The 15,821-nt window shown below is 68.2% G+C and carries 15 protein-coding genes and 1 pseudogene; 5 read left to right on the forward strand and 11 right to left on the reverse strand.

All coding sequences use genetic code 11. The features are described 5' to 3' along the window. Positions 1–8 precede the first annotated feature (8 nt). A complete protein-coding gene (locus AD72_RS12145; RefSeq protein WP_197284941.1) occupies positions 9–515 on the reverse strand; it encodes a YxiG-like protein in 507 nt (168 codons plus the stop codon). A 205-nt stretch (positions 516–720) separates the two neighbouring features. Here AD72_RS12145 and AD72_RS37580 point away from each other — a divergent pair. Both AD72_RS37580 and AD72_RS37585 read left to right on the forward strand, forming a co-directional pair. Continuing rightward, positions 721–1,179: pseudogene (locus AD72_RS37580) on the forward strand (SDR family oxidoreductase); the annotation flags it as partial. 196 nt (positions 1,180–1,375) lie between these two features. Then, positions 1,376–1,525 carry a hypothetical protein gene (locus AD72_RS37585; RefSeq protein WP_231644804.1) on the forward strand — a complete coding sequence of 50 codons (150 nt, stop codon included), beginning with the start codon at positions 1,376–1,378 and terminating at the stop codon, positions 1,523–1,525. A 19-nt stretch (positions 1,526–1,544) separates the two neighbouring features. On the opposite strand, the gene AD72_RS12155 is transcribed toward AD72_RS37585, so the two are convergent. Both AD72_RS12155 and AD72_RS12160 read right to left on the reverse strand, forming a co-directional pair. Continuing rightward, a complete protein-coding gene (locus AD72_RS12155) occupies positions 1,545–3,152 on the reverse strand; it encodes a GMC family oxidoreductase (protein ID WP_031466583.1) in 1,608 nt (535 codons plus the stop codon). A gap of 25 nt (positions 3,153–3,177) precedes the next feature. Further along, positions 3,178–3,903: a TetR/AcrR family transcriptional regulator gene (locus tag AD72_RS12160; RefSeq protein WP_063890740.1), complete on the reverse strand. Its 726-nt coding sequence runs from the start codon at positions 3,901–3,903 to the stop codon at positions 3,178–3,180. Between the two features lie 80 nt (positions 3,904–3,983). On the opposite strand from AD72_RS12160, the gene AD72_RS36485 reads away from it, so the two are divergent. After that, positions 3,984–6,185, forward strand: a complete 2,202-nt coding sequence (locus tag AD72_RS36485) for an alpha/beta fold hydrolase (RefSeq protein WP_156365153.1) — start codon at positions 3,984–3,986, stop codon at positions 6,183–6,185. Between the two features lie 18 nt (positions 6,186–6,203). Here AD72_RS36485 and fahA read toward each other — a convergent pair whose 3' ends face one another. The 8 genes from fahA to AD72_RS12205 are packed head-to-tail and all read right to left on the reverse strand — an operon-like array spanning position 6,204 to position 14,184. Beyond that, a complete protein-coding gene (gene fahA / locus AD72_RS12170; protein WP_031466585.1) occupies positions 6,204–7,397 on the reverse strand; it encodes a fumarylacetoacetase in 1,194 nt (397 codons plus the stop codon). 4 nt (positions 7,398–7,401) lie between these two features. Then, positions 7,402–8,247 carry a hypothetical protein gene (locus tag AD72_RS12175; RefSeq protein ID WP_037345533.1) on the reverse strand — a complete coding sequence of 282 codons (846 nt, stop codon included), beginning with the start codon at positions 8,245–8,247 and terminating at the stop codon, positions 7,402–7,404. Next, a complete protein-coding gene (locus AD72_RS12180; RefSeq protein WP_031466587.1) occupies positions 8,217–9,398 on the reverse strand; it encodes a homogentisate 1,2-dioxygenase in 1,182 nt (393 codons plus the stop codon). The genes AD72_RS12175 and AD72_RS12180 overlap by 31 nt, the downstream gene beginning before the upstream one ends. Before the next feature lie 25 nt (positions 9,399–9,423). Continuing rightward, positions 9,424–10,743, reverse strand: coding sequence for an MFS transporter (locus AD72_RS12185; RefSeq protein WP_031466588.1), 1,320 nt, complete (start codon positions 10,741–10,743; stop codon positions 9,424–9,426). A 35-nt stretch (positions 10,744–10,778) separates the two neighbouring features. Further along, the gene (locus AD72_RS12190; RefSeq protein WP_031466589.1) at positions 10,779–12,185 is read right to left on the reverse strand and encodes an FAD-dependent oxidoreductase; all 1,407 of its coding nucleotides are present in this window, start codon (positions 12,183–12,185) and stop codon (positions 10,779–10,781) included. Next, entirely contained in the window at positions 12,178–12,969 is a 792-nt protein-coding gene (locus AD72_RS12195) for an SDR family NAD(P)-dependent oxidoreductase (protein ID WP_031466590.1), read from the reverse strand. Before AD72_RS12195 ends, AD72_RS12190 begins: the two co-directional genes overlap by 8 nt. After that, the gene (locus tag AD72_RS12200; protein ID WP_031466591.1) at positions 12,962–13,768 is read right to left on the reverse strand and encodes an SDR family NAD(P)-dependent oxidoreductase; all 807 of its coding nucleotides are present in this window, start codon (positions 13,766–13,768) and stop codon (positions 12,962–12,964) included. The genes AD72_RS12195 and AD72_RS12200 overlap by 8 nt, the downstream gene beginning before the upstream one ends. Then, positions 13,765–14,184: a nuclear transport factor 2 family protein gene (locus tag AD72_RS12205; RefSeq protein ID WP_031466592.1), complete on the reverse strand. Its 420-nt coding sequence runs from the start codon at positions 14,182–14,184 to the stop codon at positions 13,765–13,767. Before AD72_RS12205 ends, AD72_RS12200 begins: the two co-directional genes overlap by 4 nt. A gap of 112 nt (positions 14,185–14,296) precedes the next feature. On the opposite strand from AD72_RS12205, the gene AD72_RS12210 reads away from it, so the two are divergent. Together AD72_RS12210 and AD72_RS37150 are read left to right on the forward strand one after the other, a co-directional pair. Next, positions 14,297–14,968: an IclR family transcriptional regulator gene (locus tag AD72_RS12210; RefSeq protein WP_231644802.1), complete on the forward strand. Its 672-nt coding sequence runs from the start codon at positions 14,297–14,299 to the stop codon at positions 14,966–14,968. 181 nt (positions 14,969–15,149) lie between these two features. After that, on the forward strand, positions 15,150–15,806 hold the full coding sequence (locus tag AD72_RS37150; RefSeq protein ID WP_231644803.1) for a hypothetical protein: 657 nt from the start codon (positions 15,150–15,152) through the stop codon (positions 15,804–15,806). Positions 15,807–15,821 lie beyond the last annotated feature (15 nt).

Consider the following 15,821-nt stretch of genomic DNA (forward strand, 5'->3'; position numbering starts at 1 on the left):
CACGGTCCTCAGGACTCCCCCACGACGAACGGCGAATACCCGGGCGCGAGACGGTCCACCGACAGGTCAGCGAAGACGAGCCTGATGCTGTGCGCATTGGCTTCGATCACGGCCTCGCGGACCGGTCGCCCCAGCCGGGCGGACCACGCGGTGGTCTCCGCCGTGGCGGGCAGCAACTTGGGACCCGGGTAGAGCTCCTGCCAGCGAACGCCCCAGACATAGCCGTCCAGCTCACGGCCCTGCTCGAAATCGAGGAGACGATCGTCCAGCGACCGGCCCCAGATTTCCGGGGTCACCGTCGAGGTGACCGTCGCGCGGACGCAGCAACTGAAGCGGTAGCGGAGGTACTCCGGCGGGATCCCTGTCCGTGGATCGGCGGTCGCGTAGATGATGAGGTCGTAATCGCGCATCGAGTCGGTGAAACCGTGAAAGACGAGCGCCTGGTCGAAGGCGTCTTCGAAGGCTTCGGTGATCTGTTGAGCGTCCACAACGGAGATTTTCGCAGCGGGCGGCACGGGCGGAGCAGCCACCGTATCCGGCCTCGGAAGCACTTGGCGCGGTCGCCAGTCCGGCCTTCGGACTCGAGACCATGTGTCGAAGCAAGCTGCCGAATGACAATCAAGGGCATCGGCGCTTTGACTCAACCGTGGTTGAGGTCAGTAGGTTGATTTCCGGAATCGAGCGAACGCACACCATGGGGGTGGCATCTTCGTGATCCTGGTGACCGGAGCAACCGGGAACATCGGCGGCGCACTGATCGGGAAACTCGGCAAAGCAGGCGTGCCCGTCCGCGCGCTGAGCCGCAGCCCCGACCGGGCTGCGTTCCCCGCCGGGGTCGAGGCCGTCGAGGGCGACCTCACGGATCCGGACTCGCTGCGCTCGGCCCTGCGCGGAGTCGATGCCCTGTTCCTGTTACAGCCCGGCACCACGGACACCAGCCAGATCCTGGAATCAGCAGCCGAAGCCGGGGTGCACCAGGTCGTGACGGTGTCCTCGCTGTTCGCGCAGACTCATCCGGAATCGTTCATCGGCCGGAATCTGCTGCACAGCGAGCAGATCGTGCGGGAAAGCGGCCTCGAGTGGACCATTCTGCGGCCGTGGGAGTTCGCCTCGAACACCCTGGCCTGGGCGGCCGCGATCCGCGCGGAAGGCGTGGTTCGCGCCCCACGCTCGGGTGTGCCCTCCCCGGCGATCGATCCGGACGATATCGCAGCGGTCGCGGCCAGCGCGCTGCTCGAGGACGGCCACTGCGGCGCGGTCTACCCGCTGACCGGGCCCGCGGCGGTGACCCCCGCAGGAGAAGATCGAGGCCATCGGCGCGGCGATCGGCCGCGAGCTGAGTTTCATCGAGGACTCCGCCCTTGCCACCGAAGAGATGCCCGACGAGGTCGCCGCCGCCGTCTCGGTTCCCGGGGTGTGCGCGGTGGAAAGCCCCGGCGTGCTGCCCACGGTGCCGGAGGTGACCGGCACTCCGGGCCGGAGCTTCGCGCATTGGGCCCGGGATCACGCCGCAGCCTTCCGGTGACGGTCTCCGAGCAACCGGATCAGCACAGGTCCTCGGCCATCAGCTCGGCGGCACGCCATCCCATCGCCATGACGGGGCCGTTGAGGTTGCCGGAGACCATCGTCGGCAGGACCGAACAATCGACAACGCGAAGGCCGTCCACGCCGCGGACCCGTAACCGCGAATCGACGACATCGCCCTGGTTCGGCCCCATCGCACAGGTCCCCACCGTGTGATAGCCGCAGTACCCTTTGGTCAGTGCGGCATCGACGATCTCCTCGTCACCGTCCACATCGGAGCCTGGCAGGGTTTCCTCCGCGATGTGCCTGGCCACGGGCTCGCGGGCGAAGAGCTCCCGCATACGGCGCAGCGTGTCCGCGGTGATCCGGCGGTCGCGGCCCGTGGCGAGGAAACCGGGCTCGATGACGGGCGCGGAGTCCGGTGCTGCCGAGACGACGGCGATGCGCCCTTCGCTGTCTGGTTTCAGCACGTATCCGATGCCCTGCATGCCCGCGGCGTCCTCCACCTGCGCCGTCCCGCCCGCGGTCATCGGCTTCACCGACCAGGGCGCCAATTGAACCTGTGCATCCGGCCGGGGCGCGTCCTCGCTGGTCTTCAGGAAACCGAGGATGTCGTGCGCGGGAAGGGCGAGTGGCCCGGCCCTCGTGCGCAAGTACCGCGCGGCCGTGCGGACCTGCGCGGCCGGTGCGGCCAGCTGCCGGTTGTATCCGAGCTCGGCGGAGAGCCGGAACTGCAGCGGTACGCAGCGGTGCTCACGCAGGTGCGCGCCCACCTCCGGCCGGTCGATACGCGTATCGATCCCGGCCCGGCGCAGGACTTCGGCGGGGCCTATCCCGGACCGCTGCAGCAGCACCGGGCTGCCGATGCCGCCCGCGGAGAGCACGACCTCACGCGTGCACCGGTGTTCGACCATGCGACGGCCTTCGCGGGTCCGAACCCCCACCGCACGCTCCCCGTCGAACAGCAGCGATTCCACGGTGGCGCCCGTGATCACCCGGAGGTTCGGCCGCCCGGCCGCGGGACGCAGGAACGCCCGGGCGGCGCTGACTCGCCTGCCATCGCGGATGGTGGCGGGTGCGTAGCCGATGCGCTCGCCGTCGGAGTCGTTGACGTCGGCGCACCGTGGCAGCCCCGCCTCGGCACCTGCCCGGAGTAGGTCCTCGCACAGCCGGTCATCCGATCCGGGAACGCTCACCCCGAGTGGTCCGCCTGCCCCGCGGGTGTCCGAGGCACCGAGCGCATGGTCCTCGATCGCGCGGAAGATCCGCAGCATCTCCGGCCAGCCCCATCCGGGGTTTCCCAGCCGGACGAGCTCGTCGTAGTCGGCAGCGTGGCCCCGGTTGTAGACCATGCCGTTGATCGAACTGGACCCGCCGAGCACCCGCCCGCGCACCCACTGCTCCGCGCGCCGCTCCGAGCCGACCGGTTCGGTGGGAAACTGCCAGGTAAGCCGGGGATGGCCGAGCAGTTTCCCGAAACCTTTCGGGACGTGCAACAGCGGATTCCGATCCCGCGGTCCCGCTTCGAGCAGCAGTACCGAAAGCGCAGGATCCGCCGACAAGCGGTTCGCCAGCACACATCCGGCCGAGCCCGCGCCGACGATGATGACGTCGTTTCGGTCGCCCATGGCAGTCCTCCCTGGTTCACTCCCGCTACCGGTTCGCGCGTGGCCTGCGGCCGTGCCGGATGCTCGTTACCTGCGGGGTGTTCTTCGCCGTGGTCCCGCGCGCCGCGGCCCATGCGAGAACGGTCTGCAGCGATGCCTCGGTCCGCGCCGGATCGTCGCCGAGGCCGAGCAGGAGGTTCTTCGCGTGCGGCGCGAGAACCGTGGTGACCCCCTCGCCGTTCTGGCCGAAGAAGCCCGACATCTCCAGGAGCACGAAGCCGTGGACCAGGCTCCAGAACTGGCCCGCGATCGCGACCGAATCGTCGCCGTGGATCCGCCCGGCATCGAGGGAACGCCGAACGGCCCCGTGCAGCTGCTCGAATGTCGCCGAGGCCTCCGCGATGCCGCTGGGGGAGCCCTCGGTAGTCAGGTCCCGAGCCACCGGGTTTTCGCTGCCGGGTGCGGTCATACCGAACATCAGCCGGTACCGCTGCGGGCTGGCCAGGGCGAACTCCCGATAGGCCACACCGAGCGCGAGCAGATCCGTGACGGGATCCTCGGTGCGCTCGATCTCCGCCAGTGCCTCCCCGAACTGCACGAACACCCGCCGGATCAGCGCCTCGTACAGTCCCGCCATTCCGCCGAAGTGGGTGTAGACGGTCATCGTGGAAGCGCCGATCTCCCCGGCGAGCTTGCGCGCGTTCAGTGCTTCGGGCCCATCCGACTCGAGTAGTCCGAGTCCGGCTTCGATCAAACGATCCTTCGTGCTCACCTGGTCAAGGGTGGCGTAACTATGTTATACAGGCAACATAACAACGTTATTCGTGCCGTACGCAGGCAAGGAGGCCGTCGATGCGGATTCATGGCGAACACGCGATCGTTCTCGGCGCCGGGATGGGCGGATTGCTCGCCGCCCGGGCGCTGTCCGAGCACTACGCGGCCGTGACGGTCGTGGATCGCGACACACTCCCCGAGGAGGCACACCCGCGGCGCGGGGTCCCGCAGGGCGCACACGGACACACCCTGTTGCCCCGGGGCGGCCAGCTCATCGAGGAATTCTTTCCGGGACTGCTCGCGGATCTGGAGGAGCGCGGGGTTCCGGTCGTCCGGGACGATGCCGAGGACATCCACTTCGAACCGCTGGGACACCATCTGCACGGGGCCGTGCCGGGTCCCGGGGCCGCGATCCACGTACCAAGTCGCCCGATGCTGGAGCACCGGGTGCGTGCGCACCTGAGGCGGGTACCGACCGTCCGGATCGTGCAGCGGTGCGCCGTGGACGGATTGCGGACGACAGAAGGGCGCGTGACCGGGGTCCGGGCCACCGGGCCGGACGGGCCACTGGATCTCGACGCCGACCTCGTCGTCGATGCGCTGGGGCGTGGCGCCCGCACCCCGGTGTGGCTGGAGGAGCTCGGATTTCCGCGCCCGGACGAGGACACCGTGAAGGTCAGGGGTGCCTATTCGAGCCTGCAGATGCGCATCGATTCCCGCGCGCTCACCGAGAAGATGGTCCTGATCAGCGCCACCCGTACGCGCCCGAAGGGCCTCGCGATGTTCCGTCACGAGGACGAGATATGGGATGTCTCGGTGTTCGGAGTCGCCGGGAACAAACCGCCATCGGACACCGTCGGCATGATCGATTTCGTGGCCGATTTCGCGCCACCGCACGTGGTCGCCGCGCTGCGCTGCGCCGAGCCGTTGACCGAACCCGGTTCGCGGACGTTCCCGGCCAGCCGCTGGCGCCGGTACGACCGGATGCGCGCGTTCCCCGAGGGGCTGCTCGTGCTCGGCGACGGGGTGTGCAGTCTGAATCCCACGTACGGGCAGGGCATGACCACGGCCGCGATGCAGGCCGAGGCGCTCGCGACGACCCTGCGCGACGGAGCGCACGACTTGCCGCGCCGGTACTTCCGGGCCGCCGCGAAACCGGTCCGGGACACCTGGAATCTCGCCGCCGTCGCCGACCGCGCCATCCTGGGGCCCGCGGCCGGACCGCTCCCACTGCCGATCCGCGCTCTCGCACCGCTGGGCAACACGTTTCTCGGTGCGGTCGCCACGGATCCCGTCCTCAGGGACCGGTTCCTGCGAGTGTTCACCCTGTTCGCCCCGCCCGCCTCGTTGGGCACACCCGGCACCGGACTGCGGCTGGCCCGTGCGATCCTCGCCGCCGCGCCGGGGTCCACGGCAGACGGCGCCCCGGACATTCCCGGTGTGGTGCGCCGTTCGGTCACGGCGCGCGGGGTGCGGTTCCACGTCACCGAGTCCGGTTCCGGGGTTCCGGTGCTCGCGCTGCACGGTTGGCCGCAGCACCACTACGCCTACCGGGAGCTGCTCGCCGATCCCCCGCGCGGCCTGCGCGTCATCGCGCCCGATCTGCCGGGCTACGGATGGTCCGGCGCGGCACCGCACCGGTGGGCCAAGGAGGACGTCGTCGAGGATGTGCTGGCGCTGTTGGACGAACTCGGCTTGTCGCGGGTACTGCTGATCGGGCACGACTGGGGAGGATGGATCGGGCATCTGCTGGCGCTGCGCGCGCCCGACCGGATCTCCGGTCTGCTGGCGCTGAACATCGCCCACCCCTGGCAATCTCCCGCCACCCTGCGCCGGCACCTGTGGCGGTTCGCCTACCAGCCGGTGGTCGCGTTCGCCGGTGTTCCGCTGCACCGTCGCACCGGTCTCGTGCGCAGGTTGCTCGTCAGCGCCGGAGTCACCGACTCCGCGGCCCGCGTCTACGCCGACAGCTTTCGTGATCCGGTCAGCGCACGCACAGCGGCCCAGACGTATCGCAGCTTCCTGCTGCGCGAAATGCCCGCTCTGGCGCGACATCCCGAGAAGCGAAGGGCAAGTGTGCCGATCCGTGCGCTGTTCGGGGTGAACGATCCCGCGATCCATCCGGCACTGGCCGCCGCCGAAACCGCCCGCGCGCGGGATTACACCCTCGAACGCGTGCCCGGCTGCGGACACTTCATCACCGAGGAACGCCCGGATCTCGTTCGCGCGCGGCTCCTGGACCTTGCCGAGGAGACCGGACTAAGCGCCGAGGCGGCCTGATCCGGATCCTCGCGATGTTCAACGGATCGGTGCGGCACCGTCACCTTCGGCGGGCAGGACGCGACCGCGTACCTCGCCGAATCCGAGCCGCCCGGTTCCGGTTGGCGCGGTGGCGGTGATGGCGACGGTATCGCCGTCCAGGAGGAAGGAACGCTGCTCGCCGTCGACGGTCACCGGTTCCGCTCCGCCCCAGGTCAGTTCGATGAACGCGCCCCGCTGCCGCTTGTCCGGGCCGGAGATCGTGCCGGAGGCGTAGAGGTCGCCGGTGCGCGTGGACGCTCCGTTACTGGTCATGTGTGCGAGCATCTGCGCGGGCGACCAGTACATTTCCCGGTAGGGCGGCTGGGCCACTTCCTGTTCGTTCCAGGCCACGCTCAGCTCGATGTCGAGTCCCCACGGTTCGGTGTCCCGCAGATGCGGCAGCGGCGCGGGATCCTGCACCGGGGTGGGAACCCGTGCGGCCTCCAGGGCGAGCAGCGGGACCACCCAGGGCGAGATCGAGGTCGCGAAGCTCTTACCGAGAAACGGTCCGAGCGGCACGTACTCCCATGCCTGGATATCGCGCGCGGACCAGTCGTTGACCAGGACCGCGCCGAACACGTGCGTGGCGAACTCGCCCGTGCCGATTCCCGCCCCGAGCGGGGATCCGGTGCCGACGAGGAACCCGAGTTCGGCCTCGATGTCCAAGCGGCGGCAGGCGCCGAAGCTGGGCGTGTCCTCGTCGGGAGCCTTACGCTGGCCGCAGGGGCGCACGATATCGGTGCCCGAGACGACCACGGTGCCCGCACGCCCGTGATACCCCACCGGCAGGTGCTTCCAGTTCGGCATCAGTGGTTCGGCGTTCGGCCGGAACAGCCGTCCGAGGTTGCTCGCGTGATGCTCGCTGGCGTAGAAGTCCACGTAGTCGCCCACCTCGACGGGCAGGTGCATGGTGACCTCCTCGACCGCGAACACCGCGGCCTCGGGCACCTCACCGCCCACCAGCGCGGTGATCCGCTCCCGCACCTGGACCCACCACTGATGGCCTTGTGCCATGAACGCGTTCAGGCTCGGCCGCGCGAACACGTCCTCGCCGAGCGCCGCCGCCAGGTCCACCACGGAATCACCGACCCGGACCCCGACGCGCGGCGCGCTGTCCCCGACGGAGAACACGCCATAGGGCAGGTTGTCCAGTCCGAACAACGAGCCTTCCGGGATGTCGATCCTGGTCATATCGTCATTGCCCCTTCATCGATGCGGGAATCAGTCCCAGATCCGCCAATTCGGTCACCGGTTCGGTGATGCTGCAGGTGCCGAAGGAACGGAACACCGCGCGGACGGATGAGTCCACTGTGGATATCGCTTCGGCGATCCGAGCGCCGTCCCGTTCCGCCAGTACGGTGATCAGTTCCTGGAGCGGCGCCCCGCGTACGGCGGCTGCCGTGGCCAGCAGCAGGTTCAGGAAACCGTGCTGTTCGAATCCGGTGTCCTTGTCGGTGTTGCGCAGCGCGTGGTGCAGCCCGGCGGTGGCCTTGAACGCGAGCCCGGCGCGTACCACCGCCAGCAGTGCCGCGGCGAGCTCCGGCTCGTCCGGATACAGCTCGGCGCGCACCCCGCCGGTGCGGAATTTGGCGTGGTGCCCGGCACTGGCGCAGTTCGCGATCACCTCGGCCTGCCGGGCATCGCGCGGGATCTCCACGAACACCGGCACCTCACCCGCGGGTTCCAGGCCGGTGAAGAACTCCGCCACCGGCAGGTCTTCGGGCACCGCGACCTCGAAGGCGACCACGCGCACCGGCAGATCGGCGGCCCGGCGCAGCGCCTCGGGCAACTGGGCCGGGCCCCGCGGCGCGGTGATCGCCAGCTCGAGCGGGACGGAATCAACCGGAAGCGCGCCCAATTCGGCAAGCGCGGGTGCCGCCAGGATCAGCGGGCCGACCAGCTTCCCGTAGCCCGCGCCGCGATGCACCGGATGGTCGGAGACCGCCCGCGCCAAGGGTTTCAGTCCGGGTGGGAACACCGCGGCATCATCGAGGAATCCGTGGAAGAGGCTCACCGCGGCCCCCGGCCCGCCCAAGTCCACGCGTAGCCCGGATCTTCGGCGGCGCGGCCACCCTCCCCGAGTTCCAGTGGCCGGAAGGTGTCGACCATGACGGCGAGCTCATCGAAGAACTCCACACCGATGCTGCGTTCGTAGGCGCCGGGCTGCGGACCGTGCGAATGCCCACCGGGATGCAGCGAGATCGAGCCCTGGCCGATGCCGGATCCCTTGCGTGCCTCGTAATCCCCGCCGCAGTAGAACATGACCTCGTCGGAGTCCACATTGGAGTGGTAGTACGGAACGGGAATGGACAGCTCGTGGTAATCCACCTTGCGCGGGACGAAGTTGCACACCACGAAATTCTCGCCCTCGAAGACCTGGTGCACTGGCGGCGGCTGGTGCACCCGTCCGGTGATCGGTTCGAAGTCGCGGATGTTGAAGATGTACGGATACAGGCAGCCGTCCCAGCCGACCACGTCGAAGGGGTGCTGCGGGTACACGAGCCGGGTACCCACGATTCCCGTACTGCCACGGTGTTTCACCAGCACCTCGACATCGGTGCCCTCGGCGAGCAGTGGCGCCTCGGGCCCGCGCAGATCCCGTTCGCAGTAGGGCGCGTGCTCCAGCAGCTGGCCGTACCGCGAGAGATACCGTTTGGGCGGGGTGATGTGCGAGTTCGCCTCGATGACGTAGGCGCGCACTTCCCCATCGGGCACCCAGCGATGCGTGGTGGCGCGCGGCAGGATCACGTAGTCGCCCTCGCCGAACGTCAGCGCCCCGAACACGGTTTCCACCGTGCCCGCGCCGGATTCGATGTAGACGCACTCGTCACCGATCGAATCGCGGTACAGCGGGGAGGTTTCCCGCGCGAGGACATAGGAGATCCGCACATCGGCGTTGCCGAGAACCAGGCGCCTTCCGGTCACGATGTCCGCTGCCGCCTCCGGGAACAGGCCGTGCAGTTTCAGGTGCCGGGGTTTGAGCGGATGATTGGGTTCGGTGGCCGGATCCGGGAGTTCCCAGACCGTCGAGTCCACGATCGCGGACGGAATCGCGCGGTGATACAGCAGCGAGGAATCACTGGAGAAGCCTTCCTCGCCCATCAGTTCCTCGTAATACAGGCCGCCATCGGGATCGCGGTGCTGGGTGTGCCGTTTCGGTGGCACCGCACCGATCCGCCGGTAATAGGCCATGCTCTCGCCTCCTCGGTAGTGGAAACTATTTCGTGAGTTCGGGGACCTCGGTACGCCGTTCCCTGCTGACCTTCAGGAAACACAGCAGCACCGCGCAGATCACCAGGCAGGCGATCGGAAAATACAACCCGGCCGACACGTCGTCCACGCTCGCGTTCTGGCCGATGACATAGGGTCCGAAAAACCCGCCGAGCGCGGCGATCGAGTTGATCGTGGCCAGCCCGACCGCGGTGTGTTCCTTGGACAGCACCCGCGCGGCCAGCGCCCAGTACGGGGCGAGATAGCCGAGCACCCCGACCGCGACCAGGGAAAGGCAGATCAGCGCGGCCACCGGGTCGTGCCGGAACTGGATGGTGCCGAACAGTCCGATCGCGGCCAGCAGCATCAGCGCGACGACGTGCCAGCGCCGTTCCCCGGTCCGGTCGGAGTTGCGCGCCAGTAGCAGCATGCCGATCGCGCCGACGATCCACGGGATCACGCCGAGAAAGCCGATATTGGTCGCCGAATACGCGGGGTCCAGCTGTTTGATGATCTGCGGCAGGAAGAAAGTGAACCCGTAGAGCCCGCACGCGGCGAAAAGATTCGCCACCGCGAGGAAAAGCACCCTGCCGTTCTTCATGACGCGCAGCTGACCCAGGAAGGTCTCCCGCTGTTCGGGTACGTAGTCGGCGTCGATCTCCGCCTCGAGCCAGTCGCTCTCCTCGCGGGTCAGGAACCGCGCCTGGCTCGGTTTGTTCGGCAGATAGGCCAGCACGACGAGCCCGATCAGCACCGCGGGCAGGCCCTGCAGGATGAACACCCAGCGCCAGCCGGAGAGGCCGAACCAGTGGACGTGGTCCAGGATCACCCCGCCGGTGAGGCTTCCCAGGATCATCGCGACCGGCTGGGCCAGCGCCAGCGTGGCGATCGCGCGGCCGCGCTCCTTGGGCCGGAACCACAGCGTCAGATACAGCAGCAGCCCCGGATACAGGCCCGCCTCGGCGATACCGAGCACGATCCGCGCGATGTAGAGCTGCGGGATGTCCTGGATGAACCCGGTGATCGCGGTGACGATGCCCCAGCTGATCGCGATGCGGGCCAGCCAGATCCGGGCGCCCACCTTCTTCATGATCATGTTGCTGGGGATCTCGAACACCACGTAGGCGAGGAAGAAAATCGCCGAGGCGATGCCGAAAACGGCCGTGGTGATCATCAACTCGTGCTGCATGCCCAGCTGGGCGTAGCTGATGTTGGACCGGTCCATGTAGTTGAACACGTACAGCAGGGCGATCAGCGGCAGGATTCTGCGGCTGACCTTCCGCACGGTGCGGCCGGCGAGATCACCGGCTGCGATGGTGGCACTCATGGCTCTCCTCGTTGAGTCGACCAGAAAAGGGGCGCTCAGGGCGCGGCGTTCGCACCGGCGATCCGGCCCATGGTCAGGGCATTGGCGACGGCGTTGCCGCCACCGACATAGCGCTGCCCGAGCACACCGGCTCCGGCCTCGCCCGCGGCGAACAGGCCCGCGATGACCTCACCGCGTTCATCGCGCACGGCGGCGCGCGTGTCGATAGCGAGTCCGGCGTGGGTGCACACCAGCTCCGCGGGCAGCAGGCGCGCCGCGTAGAACGGCGCCTCGGCGATCGGGGCCGGGGACCCGGTCGCGCCTTTGCTGGCCAGGCTCCGATGCCGCAGAAAATCCGGATCGTGGCCGTGTGGCAGCGTTTCGTTCCACCGGCGCACGGTCGCGGTCAGTGCCCCGGCCGGAATTCCCGTCATACCCGCCAGTCCCTCGAGACTGTCCGCGCGCAGGGTGCGCCCGGCTTCCGCCTCGGCCAGGACGTGCTCGGCGGCCCAGTGCGCGTACCCGGCCGGCAGCTCGCGGCGGGCCCGCTCGTCGAAGACCAGCCACGCGGTACCGCCCTGGGCTTCGATGATCCCGCCGGACACCGCGTAGGAGACGTCCTCGTCCATGAACCGGCGGCCCGCGCCGTTGACGTGGATCCGGGATTTCGGCGGGAATCCGGACTGCCAGTGGTGCAGGCGCTGGAAATAGGCGGTGGGCAACAGCAATCCCCAGCCCGCGCCCGCGATCCCGGCACCAAGCTGCGCACCGAAGCGCAGATGATCACCGCGGCTGCCCTCGGCGGCCACCACGAACAGGTCCTCCCCCGCCCGCAGCGCCGCCGGGTAATGCCGGGCCAGCAACTCCCGATCCCGAGCGAACCCACCGCTGGCCACCACGACCGCCCCGGCGGACACCTCGATGCCGTCGGCGACGACCCCGGTCACCCGGCCGTCCCGATCGAGCAGGCGCTCCACCCGAGTGTTGAGCACGACCTCGATCCGGTGCGCGCGGGCCGCCTTGGCGAGCACGGAAACGATCCCGTAGCCCTGATCCTTGGGCACGTGACCGCGCCACGCATCCTCGACACCGGCCTGGCACAGCCCCGGCTCGTGCGCGTTCCCGGACACCTTCGCCGGGATCTCCACCCCGAGGCCGATCAGCCATTCCAGCGTCGGGCCGGATCGCGCGCAGAATTCCGCGATCAGCCCCGGCTCGAGCTGCCACTGGTTGAGATCCATGTAGTGCTGGAAAAACCGCTCGGCCGAGTCCTCGATACCCAGCGCGGCCTGCACACTCGTCCCTGCCGCGGTGAACAGGCCCGCGGACAGTTGGGTCGAACCGCCCAGTTCCTTCTCCGCTTCGAACAGCAGCACCGAAGCGCCCCGTTCGGCCGCGGTGACCGCGGCGGCGAGCCCGGCACCGCCACCGCCGATGACGATCACATCCCAGTGCTCAGTCATGCGCGCTCCCTGTGCTCTCGGCGGTGATCCGGTGATACAGCCCATTGGAGACCAGCCCGCCGTCCACGGTGAGCTCGCTTCCGGTCAGATAGCTCGACCGCGCGGAAAGCAGGAACAGCACGGCCTCGGTGATCTCGGCGGGTTTGGCCATGCGCCCGGCCGGGATACTGGCCACCGCCGAGGCGACGAACGCGTCCGCACCGGCGAGCAGCTCGGTTTCCACCAGCCCTGGATGCACGGAATTGACCCGGATTCCCCACTTCGCGAAATTACCGGCCGCCGATTTCGACAGCCCGGTCAGCCCCCATTTGCTGGACGAGTATGCGGGCGAGAAATAGCCGATCTGACCGGAGATCGAGGAAATGTTCACGATCGAACCGCCGCCGGAATCGCGCATCAGCTCCGCGACCGCCTTCATCCCGTAGAACGGGCCGGACAGATTGACCCGCAGTACCTTCTCCCAGATCTCATCGGTGGTGTCCAGGAAGTCCAGCCGCCGCGAAATACCGGCGTTGTTCACCAATCCGGTCAGCCGTCCCCGTGCTTCCCGGACCTCGGCGACCACCCGGGCCCACGCCGCCGGATCGGTCACATCCAGCTCGTGCGCCTGCGCTGAACCACCCGCGGCCGTGATCTCCTCGACAACGGGCGCGGAATCGGCGATATCGGCGAGGCAGACATGCGTTCCGCGCGCGGCGAGCGCGCGGGCGTGGCTCGCGCCCATTCCGGCGGCGGCCCCGGTGATCAGCACCGTGTCCGGGTACTCGTCAGCGGGCTCAGACATGCCGGGAACCACCGTCCACGGCGATGCTGTGCCCGGTCACATAGCGGGCGCTGTCGGAAAGCAGGAACAGCAGCGGCCCCACGACCTCCTCGGGCGAGCCGAGCCGGTGCAGCGGCACGACATCCAGGGCATGCCGCAAGGCGTCCGGATCCTCCTTGACCCAGCGGGTCATCTCGGTGTCGATGTAGCCAGGGGCGATCGCGTTGACCCGGATCCCCTGGTCGCCGAGTTCCACCGCGAGCGATTCGGTCAGGTGCGCGACGGCCGCCTTCGAGGTGCAGTAGGCCCCACGACCACGTCGCACCCGAACAGCCGAGACCGAGGACATGTTCACGATCGCGCTGCCCGGGCTCATGTGCCGCGCGGCTGCCTGCGCCCCGTAGAGCACCCCTTCGACATTGACCGAGAGGGTCGCGTTGAGCTGTTCCGGCGTGATCTCCCCGGCGAGCGCGAACGGGAAGATCCCCGCGTTGTTCACCCAGAAGTCGAGACGCCCGAACCGTTCGATCGCCAAGGCCGCCACGGTTTCGTGCTCACTCGCATCGGTGACATCGATGCGGGCACCGAGGATCCGGCCGGGCTGCGTGCTGCCCGCGACCTCCTGCTCGAGCTCGGCCGCCGTGGCACGCATCTGCTCCTCGTTGATGTCCGCGCCGACCACATGCACTCCGCGAGCCGCCAGGGCTGCGGTGAACCGGGCACCCATTCCGCGGGCCGCTCCGGTGACGACCGCGACCTTGCCCGCGAATTCCGGGTAACCGGCCGTCATCGGCTCGTGCTGGGCAAGCGTCTCGCTCATGAGTTCTCCGTTTCCGTGGATTCCTGATCATCCCGGCGCACCGTGCGGCGCCGGATACGCCAGCCGTCCGCGGTGTGCACCAAGTGGTCGGTGATCGTGGTCTGCCGAAGCAATTCCGCCGGCCCGCCCGGCATCGTGCGCACGATCTGCAAATAGGCGCGCACCATCAGGTCCTGACCGGCCGGGACGGCATGGATATTGGTGAGCACATGGCGGGTGATTCCCTCCTGTGCCGCGAATTCCTCGACGAACCGGGTCAGCTCGTCCGTCCCGGCGACCGGTGCCGCATAACTGGGCGAGTGGAATTCGCCGTCCGCGGTGAAGGTCTCCGCCCACGCCCGCGCGTCACCGCCGTCGATGAAGTGGCTCTGCGCGCCGTACAGCTGGTGCACGAGCGCGAGGGTCTCGACGTCCACGCTGACCTCCGGTGGGTTCCACAACCTCAATGTGTGTGCTATTATCGCACGCAGCGTGCGAAGTACGGAAAGACTAGGTCGGACTGCCACCGGCCGTCAAGGGAGCGTCATCGTGTCCGAACTCGACTCCGGAATGTCGAAGACACTGCACAACGGACTGGAGATCCTGGAACTGCTCGTCACGCACCCGAAAGGCCTCACACTGACCGAGATCGCCGAAGCGATCGGTACCCATCGGACAGTGGCCCACCGGCTGGTGCGCACCCTCGAAGCACACCAACTGTGCCGGCGAGACCGGTTCAAGCGAATCTCACTCGGCACCGGACTCGTCCGGCTGGCCGAACCCGTCGAACAGGACCTGCGCACCCTCGCCAAACCCGTACTGGAAGAACTGACCGACCTCACCCAGGCCACCGCGCACCTCGTCGTGCGCGAGAACGACAAACAGGTGCGGATGCTGATGATCGTGGAACCACGCCAGGCGCGGATGCACGTCAGCTTCCGGCCCGGCCAGGTCGACCCCATCGACCGCGGCTCCGCGGGGCTGGCGATGCTCGCCGCCGCACCACCGATCGAGAACGAACGCGAAGAAGTCACCCTCGCACGCGAACGCGGATTCGCCGTGTCCTACGGGGAAATCGCGCCCTCGATCATCGGGATTTCGGCGATGGTGCCCGGGAAGGAGATCAGCATCGGGCTGTCCCTGTTCTCCGCGCCCGACGACTCGGCCTTGGGCAACACCGTCGCCGAAGCCGCCGCACGGCTGGGCTCCCTGCTGCGCTGAACCGGAGCAACATCAGTCAGACCGGTTGCCGTCGTTCGGCGGTGCGGTGCGGCGAACGGTCGCTCTTGCTCCCCCACAGGAGGGATCGCGGGCTGTTCGAGTCGACACCGCCGACGCGCATGCTTACTGTGCCGAACATCACCTGCACGACGGCGAAGACAATATCGGCTAAGGGGGAAATATGCGGGAATTCCAAGAAAGCGAGAGACAGCCGGAACAATCGCGAACAGCACAGGATTTTCCGCTCCCACAAGGCCCAGCGCCGGGTTCGGTTCCGTCCGGCTACGGCGCGCCATCCGGAGCCACGGCCGACCAGGCGCGGGAGGCAGCCTTCTTCGCCGAGCTGGACCGGCGGGGAATCCCCATGCTCGACCGCCCGCGCAAACTCGTGGCCGGGGAAGTACTCACCTGGATCGGCAGCGCCGTCGTGGTCCTCGTCGGCATCGTCTTGGTCGTCGCGGGCGCGGTCGCCGGACCCAGCACCCTGTACGATTTCGGTGTCGCCCCTTCACTGGCCATTCCGATGGGAATCGGCTGCCTCGTCCAAGCGATCATCCAACTCATCGGCGCCTATTGGCTGCACCGCGGTCACCACGGCGGGCGCATCACCCTGACCGTGATCGGCGCGCTCAACATCGTCTTCGATATCGGACAGATCATCAGCGGCCAACCCATCATCCTGCTCATGTGCCTCTACATCGCGATCACCGTGCTACTGATGTGGGGCCGCGACTGCACCGCCTACCTACACTCGGAACGACACCAGCGCGAAGTCGCCGAATTCGTCAACAAGACGCACACCGGGCACTTGAGCTTCCCCTTGAATCGTGGAGGCTGAGCTTCCCCTTGAATC

The sequence above is a fragment of the Sciscionella sediminilitoris genome, assembly GCF_000737195.2.
In the GTDB taxonomy this organism is placed as follows: Bacteria; Actinomycetota; Actinomycetes; order Mycobacteriales; family Pseudonocardiaceae; genus Sciscionella; species Sciscionella sediminilitoris.